Origin of the sequence: Psychrobacter sp. T6-5, assembly GCF_052258485.2 — a bacterium.
GTDB lineage: Bacteria > Pseudomonadota > Gammaproteobacteria > Pseudomonadales > Moraxellaceae > Psychrobacter.
Genome location: NZ_JBQQEY020000001.1, coordinates 50,731 through 75,314, shown reverse-complemented (window position 1 = coordinate 75,314; position 24,584 = coordinate 50,731). Strand labels below are relative to the sequence as shown.

The following is a 24,584-nucleotide window of genomic DNA, read 5'->3' as shown; positions in this document are numbered from 1 at the left end:
CTAGCAAATATAAGGTATTACATTGACGATGTCTGGACAATCTCTCAAGCGTTTGCTTAATCAATATTCACGCAGTAGCGCAAAAAAGCAGCAGTCGCGTTGTCTGACAGTTGGTGAGATTGCGTTGGCGCGCTCGGTGTTTGGTGACAGTATCAGATTAGATGAAGTGCGACTAAAAACCACCTGGTGGGTTCTCAAAAACTATGCGGTAAGTCCGAATGGTCATATTTACTTTAATCCAGCCGATTGGATCGATGATTTCAGTGCGACTTCGCTAGGCAAGCAGAGCTGGCTCATCCACGAGCTCACTCACGTGTGGCAGCTACAGCAAGGATTGAAAGTCGTACGCGGTGCCCTTATCGATCGGCGATATGACTATGTACTAGAGACAGGCAAGTCGTTTTTTAAATATGGTATCGAGCAGCAGGCGCGCATGGTTCAAGATTATTTTGTTCGTCGTCAACGCGGACAAGATTGCCAAGATTTAGAGGCCTGTATACCATTTTTGACTGTAAATCCTCTTACTGACATAAAAAGTACTAATCACGCTTCTAGCGCTTAATTTTTCTCTGATATGAGGTGAGCTACCAATCGATATTATGCTTCTATCATGACTGATAGGTCAGTAAGGTCTCTAACGGTAATCAAATAGCGCCAGCCCGACACCATTTTAGCTTTTTATATTTTTGCTTTATTAAAGGATACGTACTCTCATGCTTCGACTTTTGCCAGTAAAGCCTCATATTGATACTTCTGCTAGCTCAGCTCTGGCTGCAGTAGCGCTAACGGGCGTACTATTTCTGACCGGCTGTCAGCAGCAAGCTGACGCACCGCCTGTACCAGATGAGACTCAAACAACTGAAAAAACAAGCGCAGAGGACAGTCAACCTATGCAGCGAAGTGATTCTGCTGCGGCACGTATAGAGCAGTTTCAACCTATATACGTTGCGCAAGCGCAAGGGCTACAGCGTCGACTACAAGCAGAGTATGAATCACTGCAAGCGGCAGATGCTTCAGATAGTGAAGAGTCGCTATTACTCAATGAGGCGACTAACGATTCTGCCACTCTTACAGAAAATGCGAATGGCGCCAATCCCGAACCATTACCAGCTGATAGTCCAGTAGAAGCTAACGCTACCAGTGAGGAAGGTTTGGATGCAGAGATAAATACAAGTACCGAAGTGGGTGAGCGTGATTTGACTGTGCTAAAGCGTATCAGTCTTGAGCCACGTAAGCCTGTCATACTGACCGAAGAGCAGATTATAGAGCGCTATCAGCAAACGATGGCAGCGTTATATCAGCCTGTGACTACGCCACTCAGTGCAGAGGATTCTGATACGCTGATCAATATAGCGACCTTAGTACCTCAGCTGTTTGAACATGCAGAGATTGCAGGAAGGGTCAGTGCAAAAAGCCCCGCGCTGGCTCGGTTGATTATTCAGCACCAAGTATGGGAGCAAATAGAAGCGCAGCAAGTGGTTGATATGCAGCAAATGAAGCAACAACAGCAGCAAGAATTTGAAACGCTCATGACCAAATTCAACGATACGATTAAAGGGTATGACGAGCAGATTGCTAAATATGAGCAGACTTTGAAAGAGTTTCAATAATGGTTTGAATGATACTCATAGCAACGAGTTTGCCAATAATTGGATGAAATGTATTCAAGAGCATCTATCCCAGAGCAATAAAAAATCCCGCACGATGGCGGGATTTTTTATTATAAAGATACTATCTTTGCTTACTTACGGTCTTCAACTTTCACAAAGTCACGGCGCGTTTCACCAGTATATAACTGGCGTGGACGACCGATCTTGTATGGGGCGCTGTGCATCTCTAACAAATGGCTGATCCAACCTGAAGTACGAGCCAATGCAAAGATTACCGTAAACATTGATGTTGGGATACCAATGGCTTTTAAGATAATACCAGAGTAAAAATCAACGTTTGGATATAGGTTACGCTCGATGAAGAACGGGTCTTCTAGTGCAATTTTTTCGAGTGCCATTGCCAATTCAAGCTTAGGATCGTTGACACCAAGTGCTTCTAATACCTCATCACAAGTCTCTTTCATGACTTTCGCACGTGGATCGAAGTTTTTGTAGACACGGTGACCAAAGCCCATTAACTTCACTTCACGGCTTTTCACTTTTTCCATGAATTCAGGTACATTTTCAACCGTGCCGATTTCATCAAGCATCTCTAGTACAGCTTCGTTTGCACCGCCATGTGATGGACCCCAAAGGGCTGCGATACCAGCAGCGATACAGGCATAAGGGTTTGCACCAGTAGAACCTGCTAAACGTACTGTTGATGTAGAGGCGTTTTGCTCATGATCAGCATGCAAAGTAAAGATTTTGTCCATTGCACGAGTGATGACATCATTAGTCTTATAGTCTACATCAGCAGGGGTTGCAAACATCATGTACAAGAAGTTTTCAGCGTAGTTAAAGTCATTACGCGGATACATGAACGGTTCGCCTTGCGAGTATTTATAACTCATTGCCGCAAGTGTTGGCATTTTGGCGATTAGACGAATCGCTGTGATTTCACGATGCTCTTCGTTACTGACATCTAGGTTGTCATGATAGAACGCTGATAGCGCACCAACGACACCAACCATAATAGCCATTGGATGCGCGTCACGGCGGAAACCTTCAAAGAATTTACGCAATTGATCATGAACAGCCGTATGTTCGCGGATTTTTTCAAAGAAATCTGCTTTTTGCTCAGCGTTAGGTAGGTCGCCATTTAGCAACGCATACGCCACTTCTAGGTATTCAGCATGGTTTGCTAACTCGTCGATAGGATAGCCACGGTGTAATAATTCGCCTTTGCCACCATCGATATAAGTAATTTTTGATTCAACAGGAGCAGTTACTTTGAAACCAGGGTCATAAGACCAAAATCCTGATTCTTGCAAAGCAGCAACATCGATAACTGGGCGCCCTAAAGTACCTTCAATAATAGGAAGTTCGTATTCTTCACCATTCACGGTTAGTTTGGCATTAGTGTCAGCCATAAATTGCTCTCCATTGTTTTTGATTTGTTAGAATAAAATTACTGCAGACGTACACCTCACGTCATCATTGGTCAAACGGTAGAATGTGTTTAACTCGTTTAATACGCAAGGTATATTAGCAGCAATTACTTGTGATTTGAAAAAACTTTTATTGACCATGGGTCCAATTGGCACGGCCTAGCGGTGGTTGTTCGCTGTAATTTTTGTATCAAAATATGTCTGATTGGTTATTTTGCGCCAAACTTTCTGCTTATCAAAAATATTTACAACGTCAATATTGACGTTATATTTTTGGGTTTGTCGCAAAAACGCAGCAGAATTTTCGTAAAAAACGAGGCTAAAAACAGACAGGGCATGAGTAGCAGACAAGTTGAGTGTCGATCATAATTGTCAGAGGTAAGCGTTTTCCACATTCAGTATTGCATATATCTATTCGTTTGTTAATTAAGTGTGTGCCTTTATTACTTCAGGGATAAATTTGTAATTATCGCCCAGTCATTTTATAATTGTAGGAATTAACTGGCACTAGCTTTGTGCGAATTGATAAGTGGTCATGATATAGTGTTGTTTAGAGCTTACTTTATACATGCTTATTTACGATTGTCTGGTGTTGCGATAAACCAAACCGAATTCTGTGGTTTAAATGTTCTTGTTAACCGCTCTATTTTTAGATGCTCAGCACCAGTATTTGGTGTTTAGCACAAGGTTTATTTTGATAGAGAAGACATATTAACGTTGTCTGGCTATTCATACGACCAATAAAAATAGACTGGTTAGTCGATCTTACTCATGTTTATTTTCTTTGTTGTATAATAGATAGGTTGTTTTGTAGGCCTGTCAGCTCGACAAGCGACACTAAACAGCTTATCAATACCTTATATACATGATTCTTTCTTCATATTTAGCACAAACTAAAAGAAGTCAGCTAGCTCTTCCTTACTTTATTCGTCTCGTGTGTTGCTCGATGCTCAACTGATACCATTCTTGTCAAGCGTTGATAGCAGATACAGGAGTATAACCGCAAAAAGGATGCCCGCTGTGAAAAGCAACCGACCTATTGATCTGCCTCTAAGCCAAGTGATTAGCGTTAATCGCTCACCGATCGCAATCGCCTCTATTTTGCATCGTATCTCTGGCATTATTTTATTCTTATTAATTCCTGTAATGCTGTGGCTATTACAGAACTCATTGGCATCGCCTGAGAGTTTTGAGACCGTATTTGACAACGTGCTTGTGCGCTTTTTAGCATGGATATTTGTTGCCGCCATCGCATATCACTTCGTGATGGGTATCAAACATCTATTTGCTGATATGGGCATGAACGAAGAGCTAAAATCTGGCCGCACCGCCTCTATGGTCAGTTTTGTCATTGCAGCGATTTTAGTTGTCGCGTCATTTATATGGGTGATGTTCTAATGATTAAAAATGATTCAGGAATCAAAAGTGCTACTGGTCTGACAGGTTCAGGCTCACGCGATTGGATTATTCAGCGTATTAGTGCTGTTGTTTTAGCCGTTTATAGTGTGGTGTTGCTGGGCTTCTTTTTGACCCACGGCGATGTCACGTACCTTGAGTGGTCATCATTCATGACTAGCCTGCCAATGCGTTTATTCAGCTTAGTTGCTGTACTTGCACTAGCTGGCCATGCTTGGGTGGGAATGTGGACAGTATTTACTGACTATATTACGACAGGCAAGCTGGGCTCAAGCGCAGCAGGTTTACGTTTAGTGCTACAGTCATTGATGATTATCGCTATTTTAGTATTTCTATTTTGGGGCATTATGATTTTTTGGGGCAACGGCTTTAGTGTTGTTGCTGTTTAATCATTGAGTGACCAGCTTTAATATTGATATAAGTATCTATATATAAAACGGATGCGCGCAGCTGGTATATCAGCTGATAGAGTGGTTTAAAAGTATCTGTTGATAGCCAAAAATAGCCATAGCATTGGACCAACAGCGCCCACTATTTAGATTGTCGCTGAATGAGCAACAAGGTTGAGCAAGTTTGGTTCAGTATAACGATAGATATGCAAATTAAGTGGTCAAAGACTGTTATATCCTCTTCTTTAATAAGTGCATGTGATGGCCGGATAAAAGCCCTTAAACCTGCAGTAAGAAGATTTTAAAACACGCTTTTCATTTACTTATAAGCATTAACAGGCATTAGGAAAACCGTAATGGCAACTAGACAAGACAATACCATTAGTAATATTAAAACCCTAAACTACGATGCAGTTATCGTTGGTGGCGGTGGTTCAGGTATGCGCGCTTCATTGCACTTAGCGGAAGCGGGTATGAAGGTTGCAGTCCTGACCAAAGTATTCCCAACACGTTCGCACACGGTTGCCGCTCAGGGTGGTATCGGTGCAAGTTTGGGCAACATGAGCAATGACAACTGGCACTTCCACTTTTATGACACCGTAAAAGGGTCAGATTGGTTAGGTGACCAAGACGCTATCGAGTATATGTGCCGTGAAGCGCCAAAGGTAGTCTATGAGCTTGAGCACATGGGCATGCCGTTTGACCGTAACGAAGATGGTACGATTTATCAGCGTCCATTCGGCGGTCACACGTCAAACTATGGCGAAAAAGCGGTACAACGTGCATGCGCTGCTGCTGACCGTACAGGCCACGCATTGCTACATACGCTTTATCAGAAAAACTTACAGCAAGGTACTGAGTTCTTCATCGAGTGGATTGCACTTGACTTGATCAAAGATGAAGCTGGTAACATCAATGGTGTTATCGCCCTTGAGCAAGAGACAGGTACGGTTGCGGTATTCCAAGCACCAGTGACTGTCTTAGCAACAGGTGGTGCAGGTCGTATCTTTGCCGCTTCTACCAACGCTTATATCAACACTGGTGACGGTATTGGTATGGCAGTTCGCGCTGGTATCCCACTGCAAGATATGGAGTTCTGGCAATTCCATCCAACGGGCGTTCATGGTGCAGGTGTACTATTGACTGAAGGTTGCCGCGGTGAAGGTGCTATCTTACGTAACAAAGATGGCGAAGCTTTCATGGAGCGTTATGCGCCAACCGTGAAAGACTTGGCACCACGTGATCTAGTATCGCGTTCTATGGACCAAGAAATCAAAGAAGGTCGCGGTTGTGGCCCGAACGCTGACCATATCGTCATGGATATGACCCATTTGGGTGTCGACACTATCATGAAGCGTCTACCGTCAGTATTTGAGATCGGTAAAAACTTCGCCAACGTTGACATTACTAAAGAACCTATTCCAGTTATCCCAACCATTCACTACATGATGGGCGGTATTCCAACCACTATCCATGGTCAGGTAATCGTGCCGGATCTAGAAGCGGGTACTGATGAAGACGGTTTATATGCCAATGGTAACGTTGTTAAAGGCCTATATGCTATTGGTGAGTGCGCTTGTGTGAGTGTACACGGTGCTAACCGTTTAGGTACTAACTCACTACTTGATTTGGTCGTGTTTGGCCGTGCTGCTGGTAAGCACATCGTTGATGAGTTTCATCAAAACGATCATAACTACAAACCACTTGATCCGCATGTACTTGACATCACGGTTGGTCGTTTAGACAAATTGCAGCAATCAACATCAGGCTACAATGCGCAAGACGTGGCTGATGAGATTCGTGCCACCATGCAGACACATGCCAGTGTATTCCGTACGCAGGCCATGATGGATGAAGGCGTTGAGAAAATTTTAGCGCTGGGTGAGAAAGTCGAACAAATCCATTTGGGTGATAAGTCACAAGTCTTCAACACTGCTCGTATCGAAGCGTTTGAAGTGGCAAACCTATACGAAGTAGCAAAAGCGACGATGGTATCAGCCGCTAGTCGCCACGAAAGTCGCGGCGCGCATAGTGTCTCTGATTATGATCGTCCAGAAGATGATGACTATGCACCAAACGGCCGTAATGACCACGATTGGATGAAGCATACTTTATGGTATTCTGAAGGCAACCGTATCATTTACAAACCAGTTCGCAAAGTGCCACTGACTGTTGACTATATCGAACCAAAAGTTCGCGTCTATTAATTTTAGACTATGTGCTCGATATAAACAGAAAGCTTAAACGTTTTATCCCTTATTAATTTATTAAAAAGGTGACCGCCAGCTACATGCTCATAGGAGTGCTACTAGGCTATTAATTGATATTCGATATTTGATTATCAGTAGTGATTAATAGCCAGCACTCACATGTTGCAATCTTTGTATGCCCGCCATCACCTACGTGTGGAGTTTAGCATTATGAGCCGAGGTACTCGCACCATCGAAATCTATCGCTACGATCCTGATGTGGACGCAGCCCCACGCATGCAAACTTATACGATTGAATTACTTGATTCAGATCGTATGTTGCTTGACGTGCTATTACGCCTAAAGAAAGAAGATGAAACAATTACCTTCCGCCGCTCTTGCCGCGAAGGCATTTGTGGTTCTGACGGCATGAACATCAACGGCAAAAATGGTCTAGCATGTCTAATCAACATGAACACGCTACCAGAAAAAGTAACCGTTCGTCCGTTACCTGGTTTGCCAGTGGTTCGTGACTTGGTTGTTGATATGAACCAATTCTACGAGCAATACGAAAAAGTACATCCGTACTTAATCAACGATCAGCCAGCACCGCCAACTGAGCGATTACAGTCTCCTGCTGAGCGTGAAAAGTTAAATGGTCTGTATGAGTGTATTCTGTGTGCATGCTGCTCAACGAGCTGCCCATCTTTTTGGTGGAACCCTGATAAATTCTTAGGTCCATCAGCATTACTGCATGCATATCGCTTTGTTGCTGATAGCCGTGATGGTGATACGCAAGCACGTTTGGCGCGTTTAGACGATCCGTTTAGTCTATTCCGTTGCCGCGGTATCATGAACTGTGTGTCAGTTTGTCCAAAAGGCTTGAACCCAACTAAGGCGATTGGTCATTTACGTAATATGTTGATTGATCAAGCTGGTTAATGGTTTGTAATTGTCTTGATTATTATTGATCGCACAAAAAAACACCACCTATTCGTTAGGTGGTGTTTTTGTTAGTCAAAATCACTGATTATAGTAGTGTTAATTTTCTGATTACTATTGTTTGAAGTGGGCTTCTGTTGGTAGCGATGAACAATCCTGCCGGATAGGTAGAACAAGAAGCCTGATACACTGGTGAATAATAGAACGTTAGTCTATCCGTAAATCTGTATGGGCGATACGTTGGTCATATGTAAGAAGACATATTATATAAACGGCCAATCTATACAATCAGATACACGTAAAGTTTGGTATAATTGCATCTTGAACTTGATCAAACACTGCGAAATTTGTTTCCGATGCATTAGAAGTAGCGTCTATACGGGCTATTGCATTAATACAATAAAACGTTATGTATACAATAACGATGCTTCTATAATTGATAATAGATATTCATTACGTAAATACTTAGTATTGAACAAACAAACTATATCGCAAAAAACGGTCATGATATTCTATACAGCAATGTATGTTTATCTGAAACGATAAGATTTGTTAGCAAATAGCGGACATTTCAGCGATAATAGCCAGTTTATAGGCTAGCTGGAAGATTGACCATTTATTAATAATTTATCATTGATGAATTGGTTATGGCTAAAAGAAGTATATATAAATTAATGTTGTGAAACGAGCCAGATCAGAAAACTGAGTATTCACAAATAAATTTATTTTTAACATAGGTGTTGCAATAAGACTTGTTATCACTATTTAGCATTACTTGCTCTTTTAGACAATGACAGCAATATTCTATAGTGACGGCAATACTTAGGGATAAAAGTGTTTTATCGAACCGTATTCAATGGGGTATGACGAATTGTCTGAACGCCTAGCATACAACGACTGACACCATAATAAGCACGATTCCATTCATTTATCTATCAAATAGACGATTATTATGAATAGTATAACCAAAGAAAAAGCGGACCAAGGACATACTGAACTGGCCGCCGATAATGCCAGCTATATAGAAGCTCTTTATGAGCAATACCTAACGGACCCTGATAGTGTTGACACAGATTGGCAAACGTACTTCGAACAGTACAAATCGTCAAACGATGCTCAGCATAATGCTATCAAAGACCAATTTTTGTTACTTGCTCGCAATCAAACGGCGAACAAATCTAGTAACGAGAGTATTGGTACAAGTAGTAGCAATTCAGATAACTGTACTGACCCAAAGCAAATGGGCGTACAGCAACTCATCTCAGCATACCGCCGCCGTGGTCACCGCCGCGCCAAGCTAGACCCATTAGATTTACATCCACGTGCAGAAGTGGAAGATCTAACCCTAGCTTATCACAACCTATCAGAAGCCGATCTCGATACTGTATTCCCAACCAATGATTTAGTGATCGGTAAAGATGAAGCGCCATTGCGTGAAATTATCGAGATCATGGAGCGTGTTTACTGCCGCCATATTGGTATTGAGTATATGCATGTGACCACCAGCACTGAAAAACGCTGGATGGAAGAGTATGTAGAAAGCAATCTAGGCTATATCACGTTTGACAAAGAAAAGCGTTTGTCTATTCTTGAGCGTCTAACAGCTGCCGAAGGTCTAGAAAAATATTTAGCGCGTAAATATACAGGCGTTAAGCGTTTTGGTCTAGAAGGTGGTGAGAGTTTCATACCTGCAGTCAATGAAATCATCCAACGTGCTGGTGGCTATGGCACAAAAGAGATGGTCATTGGTATGGCTCACCGTGGACGTCTAAACTTGTTAGTCAATATTTTGGGTAAAAACCCTGCAGACTTATTTGATGAGTTTGATGGAAAAGTGCAGCCGGAAAAAGGCTCAGGCGACGTTAAGTATCACAATGGTTTTTCATCTAACGTGATGACACCAGGTGGTGAAGCGCATTTGGCTTTAGCATTTAACCCGTCGCATCTTGAAATTGTTGCACCAGTATTACAAGGCTCAGTACGTGCACGCCAAGTGCGCCGTAATGATCAGCCGTCATTGGACAACACTAGTGGCAACTCAGTATTACCGATCGTTATCCATGGTGATGCGGCTTTTGCTGGACAGGGTGTGGTTCAAGAAACCTTCCAAATGTCACAGACCCGTGCTTATACCACTGGTGGTACTGTACATATCGTTATCAATAACCAAGTTGGTTTTACTACTAGCCGTCAAGAAGATGTGCGTTCAACTGAATATTGTACTGATGTGGCAAAAATGGTACATGCACCAATTCTACACGTGAATGGTGATGACCCTGAGTCAGTCGTTTTCGCGGCTCAATTAGCCTTAGACTATCGTCATCAGTTTGACAAAGACATCATTATTGATTTGTTCTGCTATCGCCGCAATGGTCACAACGAGGCAGATGAGCCTTCAGCCACTCAGCCGTTGATGTATGCAGTTATCAAGAAACTGCCAACGACACGTACCCTTTATGCACAAAAGCTCATTGCTGAAGGTATCTTAAATGCTGAAGAAGAAAAGCAGTACGAAGATAATTATCGTGAATCTTTAGACCGTGGCGATTACGTTGTCAGCTCACTGGTTCAAGAACCTAACGAGCAGCTATTTGTAGATTGGAAGCCTTATCTAGGCCACGACTTGGTTGACGATTGGGATACCAGTGTTGATATCGAAAAGCTCAAAGGTTATGGACGCCGTATGGCTGAAATGCCAGAAGGCTATAAGCTACAGCGTCAGGTTCAAAAGGTTGTTGAGCAGCGTCTGGCTATGCAGACTGGTGAAGAGCCTCTCAACTGGGGTGCTGCTGAGACATTAGCCTATGCATCATTAGTTGATAACGATGATGTCTTAGTACGTATTACTGGCGAAGATGTCGGCCGTGGTACATTCTCACATCGTCATACTGAAATCTACAATGTTAATGATGGCAGCATGTATGTGCCCCTTGCTCATTTGAGCGAGAAACAAGCACGCTTTGCTACTTACAACTCGTTGTTGTCAGAAGAAGCGGTATTGGCCTTTGAATATGGCTATGCGACGACAGTACCGAACGCCTTGATCGTTTGGGAAGCTCAGTTTGGTGACTTTGTGAACGGCGCACAGGTTGTTATTGATCAGTTCATCTCAAGTGGTGAGACCAAGTGGCAGCGTGTTTGTGGTTTGACGATGTTGTTACCGCATGGTTTTGAAGGTCAAGGCCCTGAGCATTCATCTGCCCGTCTTGAGCGCTTCTTACAGCTATGTGCTGAAGACAATATGCAAGTCATCACGCCAACGACTCCTGCACAGATCTATCATGCCTTGCGTCGTCAGGCGGTACGTCCGATCCGTAAGCCTTTAATCGTCATGTCACCAAAGAGCTTATTACGTCATAAGCTAGCGACTTCTAATCTAGAAGAGCTTGCTAACGGTAAGTTTGAAACGGTATTGCCAGAGATGGATGATCACAACGCAGATAAAGTGACTCGTATGGTGCTATGTGGTGGTAAGGTTTATTACGATTTACTAGAACAGCGTCGTGCATTAGGTCTCGATCATGTTGCTATCGTTCGTATCGAGCAGCTATATCCGCTACCAGAGCAACGTTTGGTCGCTGAGATTGAAAAATACAGCAACCTAGCTGAGATTGTATGGACGCAAGAAGAGCCATTGAATCAAGGCGCTTGGTACTACTTAGCACCGCATATGTTCCGTATTGTTGTACCACATCCAACTAAAGCAAAAGTTATGGAGCCCGTGGCACGTCCTGCTAGTGCAGCACCTGCAACAGGATCTCCAAAACTGCATGCACAGCAACAACAAGCATTAATTGCTGGTGGTCTTGGTATCAGTATTGATGAGTTATCTCAGTAACAGATTATCTAATCGAAAGACTATAGAAGATAAATGAATCAGGCGATGACAGTCAGTATCTTTTAGTACAATCTAAGTAGCATCACTAGAATGCTACTGACTGCCTATCACGACTTAATAATAAGTATGAATATCCAAATCTAAGGAGTATATCGATGGCTGACATCAAAGCCCCCGTTTTTCCAGAATCGGTTGCCGATGGCACAATCGTTGAATGGCATGTCACTGAAGGTCAACAAGTTAGCCGTGACGACCTATTAGCTGAAATCGAAACTGATAAAGTGGTACTAGAAGTTGTTGCACCTGATGATGGTGTATTGACTAAAATCGTTAAGCAAGTTGACGATACCGTATTGTCTGACGAATTGATCGCACAGTTCGAAGCCGGTGCAAGTGCAGGCGATGCAGCACCAGCTGCAGAACAGTCAGCTGCTCCAGCACAAGAAGAGCAAGCGGCTGATGGTGGCGAGCCAGTACAAGTAACTGACAAAAAAGATGAAGCAGAGCACAAAGATCAAAGCCCAGCAGTCCGTAAAGCGGCAAAAGAGTCAGGCGTAGATCCTAAAGAAGTTGAAGGTAGCGGCCGCGGTGGTCGTGTCACCAAAACTGATATGGCTAATCCAACACTGAAATCAGACAGCAGCATCAAGTCTGACAACGGTCGTCCAGTTGCTGAATCGATGGGTGAGCGTACTGAAAAACGCGTACCAATGACTCGTCTTCGTAAGCGTGTTGCTGAGCGTCTATTATCAGCATCACAAGATACAGCGATGTTGACGACGTTTAACGAAGTGAACATGAAGCCATTGATGGACATGCGCGCTAAGTATAAAGAGAAATTCGAAAAGCGTCATGGTGTACGTTTAGGCTTTATGTCATTGTTCGTGAAAGCAGCGACAGAAGCACTCAAGCGCTTCCCAGCAGTAAACGCTTCACTAGATGGTGATGACATTGTTTATCATGGTTTTTATGATATCGGTGTAGCAGTATCTTCAGATCGCGGTCTGGTTGTTCCAGTACTACGTGATACTGATCGCATGAGCATGGCTGACGTTGAAAGCACTATCCGTGAGTTTGGCGGTAAAGCACAGCAAGGTAAGCTTGGTTTAGAAGACATGACTGGCGGTACTTTCACTATCTCTAACGGTGGTGTATTTGGTTCATTGATGTCGACACCTATCTTGAACCCACCACAAACTGCTATCCTAGGTATGCATGCGATCAATGATCGTCCAATGGCAGTTGATGGTAAAGTTGAAATCTTGCCAATGATGTACCTAGCGCTATCTTATGACCATCGCATGATCGATGGTAAAGAAGCGGTACAGTTCCTAGTAACTATCAAAGAGTTGGTCGAAGACCCAGCTATGTTGCTACTAGACTTGTAAGCTTCTAAGCTTGTATTGGCAACCGCTAATACAAGCTTTTTAGCTTTGGTACAGACAATAGCTCTACCTGATTAGCAGCAATTGATTTGCTGCTAATTATATTAAAAAAGAATTTAATAATGGTGACTTGCTATTGACAAGTGAGTCTATCTCATTGACATAGTGTATTAACTATTCAGTGTAGATAATGCTGATCTATCAGCGAGACAAAAACCAGTTTAAATGACACATACAATTAAAAATAGGAACGTACTATGAAAGACAATTATGATTTAGTCGTCATCGGCGGCGGTCCTGGTGGTTACGAAGCAGCGATTCGTGCAGGCCAGCTCGGTATGAGTGTTGCTTGTATCGAAAAGCGCGTTTATAAAGGCGAGCCAGCACTTGGCGGTACTTGCTTAAACGTTGGTTGTATCCCATCAAAAGCCCTGCTTGACAGCTCACATCGTTATGAAGCTACTAAGCATGACCTTGACGAGCACGGTATCAGTACTGGTGACGTTGCTATCAACATCGAAAAAATGATAGAGCGTAAAGAAGGTATTGTTAAGCAGTTGACTGGTGGTGTTGCCGCGTTGTTGAAAGGCAACGGTGTTGACTGGCTACAAGGTTGGGGTACTTTAGTTGACGGCAAAGGCGCTGACAAAAAAGTCAAATTTACCGCTTTAGAAGACGAAAGCGAAACCACGATCACTGCTAAGAATGTTATTCTTGCGGCAGGTTCTGTGCCTATCGAAATCCCTGTTGCCAAAACTGACGGTGACCGTATTGTTGATTCAACTGGCGCGCTTGATTTCACTGAAGTACCGAAGCGTCTAGGCGTTATTGGCGCTGGTGTTATCGGTCTTGAGCTTGGCTCAGTATGGCGTCGTCTAGGTGCAGAAGTAGTCGTATATGAGGCACTTCCTAGCTTCTTAGCTGCTGCTGATAAAGACATCTCAAAAGAAGCTGGCAAAATGCTCAAAAAGCAAGGTCTTGATATCCGCGTTGATACCAAAGTCACCAATGCTGAAGTACAAGGTGACCAAGTTGTCGTCACTAGCGAAAGTAATGGCGAATCGAGTGAGGAGAGCTTTGACAAGCTAATCGTTTGTGTTGGTCGTCGCGCTTACTCTGAAAAGCTACTTGGTGAAGACAGCGGTATCACGTTGACTGAACGTGGCCTTATCGATGTCAATGACCAGTGCAAAACCAACCTTGATGGTGTGTATGCTATCGGTGATTTGGTCCGTGGTCCGATGCTTGCGCATAAAGCGATGGAAGAGGGCATGATGGCTGTTGAGCGTATTCATGGCGAAAAACCTCAAGTTAACTATGACACCATCATCAATGTCATTTATACTCACCCAGAAATCGCATGGGTAGGTTTGACTGAGCAAGAAGCTGAAGAAGCTGGCTATGAAGTTAAAACAGGTTCTTTCAACTTGGCTGCTAACGGTCGTGCATTAGCGCAAAGTGAAGCGCAAGGCTCTATCAAAGTCGTTGCCGATGCTAAGACAGATCGTCTGTTAGGTATGCATGCTATCTCTGCTGGTGCTGGTGATATCGTCCATCAAGGTATGATCGCGATGGAATTTGTTTCTAGTATCGAAGACTTGCAGTTGATGACATTTGCTCATCCAACTATTTCAGAAGCAGTGCATGAAGCTGCGCTATCTGCAGATGGCCGCGCTATTCACGCTATCCAGCGCAAAAAGCGTAAGAAATAAGTAGTTGCTCGTTTAATTATTATCGATTTACAACCTGATTGGGGTATCGCTATTTTGGTGATGCCACAATCATGAGTGCGTCAGACGTATGATTCATATGTATATGTGCGCACTTGATTTCACTTTTTATTAATTGTAAAAAATAAAGGATACAATCAATGAATTTACATGAGTATCAAGCAAAAGAGCTATTGAAAAGCTACGGTTTGCCAATTCAAGAAGGCATCATCGCTCATAACGGCGACGAAGCTGCTGCCGCTTTTGATAAAACCCCAACTGACATTGCGGTAATCAAAGCGCAAGTACATGCTGGTGGCCGTGGTAAAGCTGGTGGCGTAAAGCTGGTTAAAACTCGTGAAGAAGCCAAGCAAGTTGCTGAAGAGCTGATCGGTACTAACCTAGTAACGTTCCAAACTGATGCTGATGGTCAGCCAGTCAACTTTGTATTGGTTGCAGAAGATATGTATCCAGTACAAACTGAGCTATATCTTGGCGCTGTTGTTGACCGTGCAACTCGTCGTGTGACGTTTATGGCATCTACCGAAGGCGGCGTAGATATCGAAGAAGTAGCACACAGCACACCAGAAAAAATCTTTAAAGTACACGTTGATCCTTTAGTTGGTTTAATGCCTTTTCAAGCGCGTGACGTTGCGTTCAAACTTGGTCTAGAAGGCAAGCAAATCAACCAGTTTGTCAAATTGATGACTGGCGCTTATAAAGCGTTTGTTGAAAATGACTTTGCATTGATGGAAATCAACCCATTAGCTGTCCGTGAAAATGGCGAAATCGTTTGTGTTGATGGCAAAATTGGTATCGACTCAAACGCCCTATATCGTCTGCCAAAAATTGCAGCGCTACAAGACAAGACACAAGAAAATGAGCGTGAGCTTAAAGCGGCTGAGTTTGACCTAAACTATGTTGCCCTAGAAGGTAACATCGGTTGTATGGTTAACGGCGCTGGTCTTGCCATGGCGACCATGGACATCATCAAATTGTATGGCGGCAAGCCTGCTAACTTCTTGGACGTTGGCGGCGGCGCAACCAAAGATCGCGTTGTTGAAGCGTTCAAAATTATCCTTGAAGACAGCAGTGTTGAAGGCGTATTAATCAACATCTTCGGCGGCATCGTACGCTGTGACATGATTGCAGAAGCGATTATTGCTGCAGTAAAAGAAGTTGATGTGCAAGTTCCTGTGGTCGTGCGTTTAGAAGGTAACAACGCTGAGAAAGGCGCGCAGATCCTAGAAGAGTCAGGTCTAAAACTGATTTCAGCTCAAGGTCTTTCTGACGCCGCGCAAAAAATTGTCGACGCTGTTAAAGCGTAATAGCCAAAGCGTAATGACGGCAGTGGCATACTGAAAGGCTAATGACAGCCGATGCATGCTGCCATCATTACAAGACAACCGAATACAAGGAAAATATAATGAGTGTATTAATCGATAAAGATACCAAAGTATTGGTACAAGGTTTCACTGGTAAAAACGGTACGTTCCATTCAGAACAAGCCATCGAATACGGCACCAAAGTAGTTGGCGGCGTAACCCCAGGTAAAGGCGGTCAAACGCATTTGGGTCTACCAGTATTTAACACTATGGCGGAAGCTATGGAAGCGACTCAAGCAGACGCTTCTGTTATCTACGTACCAGCACCATTTGTACTAGATTCTATCGTTGAAGCCATCGATGCTGGCGTTAAGTTGATCGTTGTGATCACTGAAGGCGTACCCACTATCGATATGCTAAAAGCAAAACGCTATCTTGAAGAAGCGGGCGACGTACGTTTGGTTGGTCCTAACTGCCCAGGCGTTATCACGCCAGGCGAATGCAAAATCGGCATCATGCCAGGTCATATCCATCAGCCAGGTAAAGTCGGCATCATCTCACGTTCTGGTACTTTGACTTATGAAGCCGTCGCTCAAACGACTAAGCTTGGTTTTGGTCAGTCAACGTGTATCGGTATTGGTGGTGATCCTATTCCTGGTATGAACCAGATTGATGCATTGAAATTGTTCGAAGCTGATCCACAAACTGAAGCGATCATCCTAATCGGTGAGATCGGTGGTACTGCTGAAGAAGAAGCTGCTGCTTACATCAAGGATCATGTAACTAAGCCAGTTGTTGGCTATATCGCTGGTGTTACTGCTCCAGAAGGCAAGCGTATGGGTCATGCTGGCGCTATTATCTCTGGTGGTCAAGGTACTGCTGAAGAGAAGTTTAAGGCGTTTGAAGATGCTGGTATCGCGTATACGCGCGATCCATCTAAACTTGGTGAGAAGTTAAAAGAAGTTACTGGTTGGTAATACAGACATATGTCTGTTATATAGCTACCAAAACTATCTTGAAATATTGAGAAGGCACCCCTACAATGGGGTGTCTTTTTTATGTCTGCAAATTCTATGAAAAACAAAATATTAGTCATCAGTTATAGTGAATATATCAGTTTTCATAAAAATATTATTTTGAATGATATGCGTCATAATTTTTGATTCAGAGTTATTAGACTGATAAGTTTTGTATATCTGCTGAGACGTGTCATATTAGTAAGGTACAAATCTAAACCACTATAATATCTATTAAGTATTTGCTAAGTTAGCATTGTTTTACCTAACCTACTTTCTTAAAACAGTCCTCTTATTATGAAAAAAATCACTCACGCCGTTATACCAGTTGCAGGCTTTGGTACACGTATGCTACCGCTGTCTAAATCTGTACCAAAAGAGCTATTGCCTTTAGGCAATCGTCCTGCTATCCATTATGTGGTCGAAGAGGCCATCGCTGCTGGTATCAAGCATATCGTTTTGGTTGGTCATGCGCAAAAAAGCGCGATTGAAAACTACTTCGATATCAATGCTGAGCTAGATAGTCAATTGCGTCATAAAGGCAAAGATGAGTTGGCTGATAGCTTAAATTGGTTGCCAGAAGATGTGACTGTGTCGATGATACGTCAAGGTAAGGCGTTAGGTTTGGGACATGCAGTACTGGCTGCGCGACCAATCATTGGTGAGAATGACTTTGCCGTATTGTTACCTGATGTCGTGCTTGATCCATTTACCACTAACATGTCTGCTGATAATTTGGCCTTTATGTTAGATGCCTTTGCTACAGATGGTCACTCACAGATATTGGTTGATAAAGTAGCAGATGATGATGTACATAAATACGGTATTGCTAAACTCAGTGACAATAGTGATATGAATGACCAAGCAGATGTAAATGCTAGCTTTAGTGTTGCAGGTTTTGTGGAAAAACCCAGTCTAGCAGAAGCTCCTTCAAACCTAGCTGTGGTTGGTCGCTATGTATTTAGCAATCAAATTTTTGACTACTTAGCCAATACGCAAGCCTCAGTCGGTGGTGAGATTCAACTGACTGATGCTATTGATGCACTTATTAACGAATATGGTGTAAATGTCACAACGATGCGCGGTGCTAGCTATGATGCAGGTGACATGCGTTCGTATATGCAAGCGTTTATCTATTTTGCCGAGCAGCAATTAGCAGATGATAAGTAGCGATGGATAAGATAAAGGACGATAAGAAGTATCATAGCGCTCGCCGTTCCAAATATTGGGAGCAGTTGCAAACGCTTGCGGCGCAGCCATGGTCGTTGGCAAGTTTATTCGCGCAAGATGATAGGCGTGCTACACGCTTTAGTACGCAAGCTGGTGCGCTGTACATGGACTATAGCAAGCAGTGCGTAGATTCTCAGGTATTGGACGCTTTATTTCAGCTAGCAGATAGCTGTGAGTTGTCCGCTCGAATTGATGCGTTGATGCAAGGGGCGATGGTCAATAATAGTGAAGAGCGAGCGGCCTTACACACAGCACTGCGCCTACCCGAAACGGCAGAGCTAAAAGTTGGTGAGCAAGATGTGGTTGCCAACGTACATCATAGTTTGGCACGGGTAGCGAGACTATCCGAACGTGTCCGTAGTGGCACATGGCGAGGGTTCTCAGGTAAGGCTATTACCGATGTAGTCAATATTGGCGTTGGCGGTTCCGATCTTGGGCCGCTCATGGCAACTGCTGCGCTTGATGAATGGGCAGACACGGACATCGATGTGCACTTCGTCTCTAACATGGACGGCACTCAGCTTGATAATCTACTAAAGCATCTAAATCCTGAAACCACTTTATTTATTATCTCTTCTAAATCCTTCGGCACGGTTGATACCTTATCTAATGCCAAAACCGCACTATCATGGTTGCTTGCGACGGCGACGCTGCGCGCGGGTACAGAGAACAGTGTGTTGCGTCGGCATTTTATTGGAATATCAGCCAATAGTGAAAAGATGAGCGCTTGGGGGATACATCCTGAGCATCAATTAGAGCTTTGGGAGTGGGTTGGAGGCCGGTTTTCTTTGTGGTCAGCGATTGGGCTAGCCATTGCTATTCGTGTTGGTATGAATGGGTTTAGGGAGCTACTAAGTGGTGCTCACAGTATGGATGAGCATTTTGCACAGGCGCATTTTACAGATAACTTACCAGTATTGCTAGGGCTGCTAGCTGTATGGAACAGTACGTTTTTGAAGGTGAATGCCCATACCGTACTACCTTATGATGGACGGTTGGGCTATCTGCCTAGTTACTTGACCCAGCTTGAAATGGAAAGTAATGGCAAGTCGGTCACTCAGCATGGTGACCAGATTGATTATGATACTTGCCCAATTCTGTGGGGCGAAATTGGTTCAAACGCTCAGCATGCCTTCTATCAGCTACTGCATCAAGGCACGCAGCAAGTTTCCTGTGATTTTATTGCTTGTGTACGCCGTTATAGTGGCGAGGTACAAAACGCCTCGTTACAACAACAACATGAGCTATCTTTAGCAAACTGCCTAGCGCAAAGTCGAGTCTTGGCATTTGGCAATGCCGCTGTCACAGCTGCCTCAAATAGTGATGAAAAAACGGCATCTAGTGCAGATAAATATAAATATTACCGTGGTAATCAACCATCAACTACCTTACTTATTGATGAGCTTACGCCTCATAATCTGGGTGCGCTGGTTGCACTCTACGAGCACAAGGTCTACGTGATGGCCAGTATTTGGGATATTAACCCGTTTGATCAATGGGGGGTTGAGATGGGCAAGCAAATGGCAGAGTCTGTGCATGACGCTATGCAGCAAGAGACTCACTGCCAATTTGACACCTCTACCGACCACTTGCTACAGCATATCAAAAAACTATCTCAGTAATATTGATCAATCAATAACGTAAAAAGGTACACTCATGGGGACTGCTACAAACGATAAATGTACGCCTTATAATGAATTTGCATCAAGCCCATTGACCAGTTCCAATGTGTGTGTGCTGGTTGGCCATAGTATTGAAGCGATTACCAGTGCAGTGGTGCTGGCAAGTTTAGGTCAACGCGTTCATCTTTATGCAGATATGGATCTATTGGTTCGGCAAATACAGCAATACAGCTTTGAGCATCATCTGCAAGCGCTATGGCAAATGTATATACAGCAGCAAGTTATTACGAGCCAAGCATTACCAGATCGTGCAGAGACGTTAATACATTATTATGAGACGGCAAATCATGATGATACTCAAATTGTCAGTCAGAGCATTCATAGTGATGATCAAAATAAAGTGGCGCTTTACTGGTTGTTTTTAGACAGTATTAAGTCAACATGGAGCGACGATAGCTGGATTACGGCGTTTAACCATAGTCACCAACAGGCATTACCTGTGATTATGAGTGGTATTGAGCAATTAGGGACTATCTCAGCGCTATCTGAGCGTTTACAGCGCGCTTGGGTTTATTATGTCCCGTTCGTATTTTTACAAGATGGTGATGCTTATAACTCCATGTTGAACCCTGCATTATGGTTGCTGGGTGAAAAAACAGCAGACAGCAACCAACATTTAGAGATGTTACAGCCGTTAATGCAGCATGCTCGCGCCGCTCATCATGCCGATATCGCAACGATAGAGTTTGCGCGTAGTAGCATTATGGCGATGCTCGCGACCCGAGTAAGCTTTATGAATGAGATGTCACGCTTGGCGGATAGCCAGCAGGTGGATATCAGTCAGGTGAGTCGTATCATGGGGTTGGATGAGCGCGTAGGCAGTAGCTATCTACAGGCAGGCTGGGGGTTTGGCGGTAATACATTACCTACCGAGCTTGCTAAGTTACAGCAGTCGAGCAAAATACACAGTTTAAACATGCCTCTTTTACAGTCTGTCATGCATATTAACGAAGACCAAAAAGAGCTGATATTTCGTAAGTTTTGGCAGTATTTTGATGGTTTCATTGATAATAAAACCGTCATGATCTGGGGCGGCAGCTATAAAGCAGGCTCAGGCCGTACCGCAGGCTCAGCCATCCATCCGTTGTTAGCATTACTCTGGTCTTATAATATCCGTACATTAGTCTATAGCGATAAGGCACAGGGTGAGCTTGCTGCACTGTATAAACAACAACCTTTACTTGAATTGATTAGCAGTCCTTATCAGAGAATCAATGATGCTCAGGCCATTTTTTTGATCAGTTGGTCGCCACGAGATCGACTAGATATTGATAAAATCAATCAGCAAGCCATGCCATTATTTGATGCGCAAAATATATTTACTCGGTCGCAAATTGATCGCTTAGTAGGCGACTATGTGGGCATTGGTCGATCTAAATAGTTTTATTTAACATTATTCATTATTAAAAAAGCTCGCTAATCATGATTAGCGAGCTTTTTTGTGATTTTATGCTGGAACCGCACCTTGTGCTGCTAGCCATTGCTGAATTTCTTGAGTTTTATCAGACAATAACGTTTGATCGCCGCGACTTTCGATATTCAATCTGATAAGTGGTTCAGTATTTGAAGCACGCAAATTGAAGCGCCATTCGCCAAAATTCAGGCTTAAGCCATCAAGCAGAGATTTAGTTGGATTGTCGATACTAAATTTTTCTTCGATTGCGCTGATGATCGTTGGCGCGTCATGAGTCGTGAGGCGAAAGTTTAGTTCGCCTGAGCTGGGATAAGACTGAATATAGCCTGTGACCAATTCTGATAAGGTTTTACCCGTGATAGACAGCAGCTCTATGGTGAGTAACCAAGGAATCATACCGCTGTCGCAATAGAAAAAATCACGGAAGTAATGATGGGCGGACATCTCACCACCATAAACCGCACCTGAATGACGCATGACTTGTTTGATAAATGAGTGGCCAGACTTGCTGATAACGGCATTACCATTATGCGCTTCAATAACCGCCTCAGTGTTGTATACGACTCGTGGATCATAGACGATTGATTCACTCGGGTATTTGTTCAAAAATGCTTGAGCGAGCATACCGACGATATAGCTACCATCAATGAACACGCCATTTTCATCAAACAAAAAGCAGCGATCAAAATCACCATCAAAAGCAATACCAAGATCCGCTTTGTTTTCTAGCACGGCTTGCTGAGTCGCCAGTCTATTGGCTTCAATCATTGGATTGGGGATGCCATTTGGGAAGCTACCATCAGGCGTATGATGCAATTTGATAATTTCAATGGGTGCACCAGCTTGCGTCAGTTTATCGATTAACAAGTCAACGACTGGACCTGCGCTGCCGTTACCTGAGTTGATGACCAGTTTAAGCGGCTTTAATTTATCAACATCAACAAAAGTCATGACATGATCGATATAAGCACTTTTATCAGTTAATAATTGCAACTGTCCTGATTGATTATTAGCGGTAAATTGTCCTGATTCTGCTAATGCCTGAATCTCCGCCAAACCGTCATCCGCACTGATAGGTTTTGAGTGCTCTTTGACCAGTTTTAAACCATTGTAGTTGATAGGGTTGTGGCTCGCCGTGACCTCTATACCGCCCAGCGCCTGATAATAACTGGTAGCAAAGTACACCTCTTCCGTACCACTCATGCCCAAATCGATTACATCAACGCCTGCATCAACGATGCCTTTGGTAGCGGCTTGTTTTAATTGCTCACTAGAGTGGCGAATATCGCTACCAATGACGATAGCTGGTTTTAGATCTGCCATATCATTGGTTTGATTTTCAATGGCTGCGTGATAGCGCTGATATAAAATCTGAGCAAAAGCCCGACCAATACGGTAAGCGATATCTTCATCGAGATTGACGCCAAGCTCACCGCGTATATCATAAGCTTTAAACGAGTTGATGGTGATAGCATTAAATTCCGTGGCGGGCTGATAGCTGGTGGTCGCAGAAGTCGACATAATGATAAAATTCCTTGCGCGTGAGCAATGATAAAATAAGAAAGTAGATAGCATAATTATAAGCTAATCAGGGCTCAATGATACATTAACTACTCAATGAGTTAGATACATGTCGATATGTATGACGCAGATTTATGCTGATCGATCACTAAGCCTCGTACTACACTGACGTACGAGAATGATAAACTATACGCTATACCAAGCCAAAAAATGGCATGATAAATAAAATATAAGAGTATTTCCTATGAGTATTTTAGATAACAAAGTAACAGTACCTGAACCTGTGCAGGGTACACCAGAGGCTAGCGGTGAGTTTGATGATTTATTAGCGTTGATGGCTCGTCTACGAGCAGATTGTCCGTGGGATAGGAAACAGACTAATCATAGCCTTATTCCTTATGCTATCGAGGAGGCCTATGAGCTGGGCGAAGCGGTGCAAAGCGATGATGATGAAGATATCAAAGGCGAGTTGGGTGATGTCCTGTTACAAGTCATCTTTCACTGCCAAATGTACGCTGAACAAGGGCGTTTTGATATGAGTGATGTGATTAGCACTTTGCAAGAGAAGTTGGTTCGCCGTCACCCGCATGTATTTGAAGCCGAAACGCTCAAAGATGATGCCGCGGTAAAAGTACGCTGGGATGAGATTAAATTAGAAGAGCAGCAGGCACGCGAGGCACGTGGTAAGTCAAAACGTCGCTTAGATCAAGTGAAAGCGGGTAGTGCCTTAATGCAGGCACAAGATGTGCAAAAACAAGCGTCAAAGCTGGGTTTTGATTGGGAAGGCATTGCAGGTGCCGTAGATAAGCTAGACGAAGAGATTGCTGAGCTAAAGCATGAGCTAACAGATAAATCTACAGTTGAGATCAAAGCAAATATCAGAGAGGTCGAAAAGGAATTAGGCGATTGTATGTTTGCGCTCGTCAATGTCGCACGCAAACTAAACCTTGATGCAGAAGCCGCTACCTTAACCTGCGTACATAAATTTAAATCACGTTTTGGTTATATCGAGGAGCAATTAGCATTAAGTGGTAAGCGTTTGGAGGACAGCGATATAACTGAAATGGATGCATTGTGGGAAGCGGCGAAACAACATGAACGCTTATCATAAAATTCTACCTAGTAGCTATATTTCGCCTAGCAGCTACATAGTAATGTCTATTGTTAGTCTTTCATGCGCTCTGCTGATGCTTAATAATGCCCACGCTGCTCCCTGTTTTGACAATCCTCAGCGTGCTTACAATTATCTGTTGGCACAAGAAAATGCCAAAATACAGGCACGAGATGAAGCCACCGTAAATATCAATCGTGCCAGTGAAGGTGAGCTGGTATCGCTAAATGGTATTGGCAGCAGTAAAGCACAGGCGATTATTTTATATCGTGAAATGTTCGGTGAGTTTAAAACAGTAGATGAATTAGCAAAGGTGAAAGGTATTGGTGCAAAAACGCTTGAGAAAAATCGAAGACGCTTAAGTGTGCAAGATTAAT

At 43.4% G+C, this 24,584-nt stretch carries 18 protein-coding genes; 16 read left to right on the top strand and 2 right to left on the bottom strand.

Annotated elements, in window-relative coordinates:
* The first annotated feature begins 28 nt into the window (after window positions 1-28).
* Window positions 29-562: a type IV secretion protein Rhs gene (locus tag ACTXGK_RS14920; protein WP_443514721.1), complete on the top strand. Its 534-nt coding sequence runs from the start codon at window positions 29-31 to the stop codon at window positions 560-562.
* Window positions 563-713: 151 nt separating this feature from the next.
* A complete protein-coding gene (locus ACTXGK_RS14915; RefSeq protein WP_443514720.1) occupies window positions 714-1,610 on the top strand; it encodes a hypothetical protein in 897 nt (298 codons plus the stop codon).
* Between the two features lie 131 nt (window positions 1,611-1,741).
* On the opposite strand, the gene gltA is transcribed toward ACTXGK_RS14915, so the two are convergent.
* Window positions 1,742-3,022 (bottom strand): citrate synthase, encoded by a 1,281-nt coding sequence (gltA, locus tag ACTXGK_RS14910; RefSeq protein WP_201601727.1) that lies wholly within the window; start codon window positions 3,020-3,022, stop codon window positions 1,742-1,744.
* Between the two features lie 1,029 nt (window positions 3,023-4,051).
* Between gltA and sdhC the strand changes: the two genes are divergently transcribed.
* From sdhC to ACTXGK_RS14850, 12 genes are all read left to right on the top strand, one after another.
* The gene (gene sdhC / locus ACTXGK_RS14905) at window positions 4,052-4,438 is read left to right on the top strand and encodes a succinate dehydrogenase, cytochrome b556 subunit (RefSeq protein ID WP_075105828.1); all 387 of its coding nucleotides are present in this window, start codon (window positions 4,052-4,054) and stop codon (window positions 4,436-4,438) included.
* Between the two features lie 20 nt (window positions 4,439-4,458).
* On the top strand, window positions 4,459-4,845 hold the full coding sequence (gene sdhD / locus ACTXGK_RS14900) for a succinate dehydrogenase, hydrophobic membrane anchor protein (RefSeq protein ID WP_227511562.1): 387 nt from the start codon (window positions 4,459-4,461) through the stop codon (window positions 4,843-4,845).
* A 356-nt stretch (window positions 4,846-5,201) separates the two neighbouring features.
* Entirely contained in the window at window positions 5,202-7,052 is a 1,851-nt protein-coding gene (gene sdhA, locus ACTXGK_RS14895) for a succinate dehydrogenase flavoprotein subunit (protein WP_201601729.1), read from the top strand.
* A gap of 213 nt (window positions 7,053-7,265) precedes the next feature.
* Window positions 7,266-7,976, top strand: a complete 711-nt coding sequence (locus ACTXGK_RS14890) for a succinate dehydrogenase iron-sulfur subunit (protein WP_058023969.1) — start codon at window positions 7,266-7,268, stop codon at window positions 7,974-7,976.
* Between the two features lie 952 nt (window positions 7,977-8,928).
* Window positions 8,929-11,814, top strand: a complete 2,886-nt coding sequence (locus ACTXGK_RS14885) for a 2-oxoglutarate dehydrogenase E1 component (RefSeq protein WP_443514719.1) — start codon at window positions 8,929-8,931, stop codon at window positions 11,812-11,814.
* Window positions 11,815-11,969: 155 nt separating this feature from the next.
* Window positions 11,970-13,202: a 2-oxoglutarate dehydrogenase complex dihydrolipoyllysine-residue succinyltransferase gene (odhB, locus tag ACTXGK_RS14880; protein ID WP_201601734.1), complete on the top strand. Its 1,233-nt coding sequence runs from the start codon at window positions 11,970-11,972 to the stop codon at window positions 13,200-13,202.
* Between the two features lie 254 nt (window positions 13,203-13,456).
* Entirely contained in the window at window positions 13,457-14,911 is a 1,455-nt protein-coding gene (gene lpdA, locus ACTXGK_RS14875) for a dihydrolipoyl dehydrogenase (RefSeq protein WP_443514718.1), read from the top strand.
* 158 nt (window positions 14,912-15,069) lie between these two features.
* On the top strand, window positions 15,070-16,236 hold the full coding sequence (sucC, locus tag ACTXGK_RS14870; RefSeq protein WP_443514717.1) for an ADP-forming succinate--CoA ligase subunit beta: 1,167 nt from the start codon (window positions 15,070-15,072) through the stop codon (window positions 16,234-16,236).
* A gap of 98 nt (window positions 16,237-16,334) precedes the next feature.
* Window positions 16,335-17,210: a succinate--CoA ligase subunit alpha gene (gene sucD, locus ACTXGK_RS14865; protein WP_201601740.1), complete on the top strand. Its 876-nt coding sequence runs from the start codon at window positions 16,335-16,337 to the stop codon at window positions 17,208-17,210.
* 336 nt (window positions 17,211-17,546) lie between these two features.
* Window positions 17,547-18,419, top strand: coding sequence for a UTP--glucose-1-phosphate uridylyltransferase (locus ACTXGK_RS14860; RefSeq protein WP_443514716.1), 873 nt, complete (start codon window positions 17,547-17,549; stop codon window positions 18,417-18,419).
* Between the two features lie 2 nt (window positions 18,420-18,421).
* Window positions 18,422-20,101, top strand: coding sequence for a glucose-6-phosphate isomerase (gene pgi / locus ACTXGK_RS14855; RefSeq protein WP_443514715.1), 1,680 nt, complete (start codon window positions 18,422-18,424; stop codon window positions 20,099-20,101).
* 34 nt (window positions 20,102-20,135) lie between these two features.
* Complete coding sequence (locus ACTXGK_RS14850) at window positions 20,136-21,542, top strand: UDP-glucose/GDP-mannose dehydrogenase family protein (RefSeq protein ID WP_443514714.1); 1,407 nt, start codon at window positions 20,136-20,138, stop codon at window positions 21,540-21,542.
* Between the two features lie 66 nt (window positions 21,543-21,608).
* On the opposite strand, the gene ACTXGK_RS14845 is transcribed toward ACTXGK_RS14850, so the two are convergent.
* Window positions 21,609-23,096, bottom strand: a complete 1,488-nt coding sequence (locus ACTXGK_RS14845) for a phosphohexomutase domain-containing protein (protein ID WP_443514713.1) — start codon at window positions 23,094-23,096, stop codon at window positions 21,609-21,611.
* Window positions 23,097-23,340: 244 nt separating this feature from the next.
* Between ACTXGK_RS14845 and mazG the strand changes: the two genes are divergently transcribed.
* Together mazG and ACTXGK_RS14835 are read left to right on the top strand one after the other, a co-directional pair.
* Window positions 23,341-24,207 carry a nucleoside triphosphate pyrophosphohydrolase gene (mazG, locus tag ACTXGK_RS14840; RefSeq protein ID WP_443514712.1) on the top strand — a complete coding sequence of 289 codons (867 nt, stop codon included), beginning with the start codon at window positions 23,341-23,343 and terminating at the stop codon, window positions 24,205-24,207.
* 76 nt (window positions 24,208-24,283) lie between these two features.
* Window positions 24,284-24,583, top strand: coding sequence for a ComEA family DNA-binding protein (locus tag ACTXGK_RS14835; protein WP_427618003.1), 300 nt, complete (start codon window positions 24,284-24,286; stop codon window positions 24,581-24,583).
* The last annotated feature ends 1 nt before the right edge of the window (window position 24,584 follow it).

Excerpts from the sequence above, each read along its gene's own strand:
- pgi (WP_443514715.1), top strand. The coding sequence starts at position 18,422 with ATGGATAAGATAAAGGACGATAAGAAGTATCATAGCGCTCGCCGTTCC.
- sdhC (WP_075105828.1), top strand. The coding sequence starts at position 4,052 with ATGCCCGCTGTGAAAAGCAACCGACCTATTGATCTGCCTCTAAGCCAA.
- ACTXGK_RS14860 (WP_443514716.1), top strand. The coding sequence starts at position 17,547 with ATGAAAAAAATCACTCACGCCGTTATACCAGTTGCAGGCTTTGGTACA.
- odhB (WP_201601734.1), top strand. The coding sequence starts at position 11,970 with ATGGCTGACATCAAAGCCCCCGTTTTTCCAGAATCGGTTGCCGATGGC.
- ACTXGK_RS14920 (WP_443514721.1), top strand. The coding sequence starts at position 29 with ATGTCTGGACAATCTCTCAAGCGTTTGCTTAATCAATATTCACGCAGT.
- ACTXGK_RS14850 (WP_443514714.1), top strand. The coding sequence starts at position 20,136 with ATGGGGACTGCTACAAACGATAAATGTACGCCTTATAATGAATTTGCA.
- ACTXGK_RS14915 (WP_443514720.1), top strand. The coding sequence starts at position 714 with ATGCTTCGACTTTTGCCAGTAAAGCCTCATATTGATACTTCTGCTAGC.
- lpdA (WP_443514718.1), top strand. The coding sequence starts at position 13,457 with ATGAAAGACAATTATGATTTAGTCGTCATCGGCGGCGGTCCTGGTGGT.
- gltA (WP_201601727.1), bottom strand. The coding sequence starts at position 3,022 with ATGGCTGACACTAATGCCAAACTAACCGTGAATGGTGAAGAATACGAA.
- ACTXGK_RS14845 (WP_443514713.1), bottom strand. The coding sequence starts at position 23,096 with ATGTCGACTTCTGCGACCACCAGCTATCAGCCCGCCACGGAATTTAAT.
- ACTXGK_RS14835 (WP_427618003.1), top strand. The coding sequence starts at position 24,284 with ATGCTTAATAATGCCCACGCTGCTCCCTGTTTTGACAATCCTCAGCGT.
- sucD (WP_201601740.1), top strand. The coding sequence starts at position 16,335 with ATGAGTGTATTAATCGATAAAGATACCAAAGTATTGGTACAAGGTTTC.
- ACTXGK_RS14890 (WP_058023969.1), top strand. The coding sequence starts at position 7,266 with ATGAGCCGAGGTACTCGCACCATCGAAATCTATCGCTACGATCCTGAT.
- mazG (WP_443514712.1), top strand. The coding sequence starts at position 23,341 with ATGAGTATTTTAGATAACAAAGTAACAGTACCTGAACCTGTGCAGGGT.
- ACTXGK_RS14885 (WP_443514719.1), top strand. The coding sequence starts at position 8,929 with ATGAATAGTATAACCAAAGAAAAAGCGGACCAAGGACATACTGAACTG.
- sucC (WP_443514717.1), top strand. The coding sequence starts at position 15,070 with ATGAATTTACATGAGTATCAAGCAAAAGAGCTATTGAAAAGCTACGGT.
- sdhA (WP_201601729.1), top strand. The coding sequence starts at position 5,202 with ATGGCAACTAGACAAGACAATACCATTAGTAATATTAAAACCCTAAAC.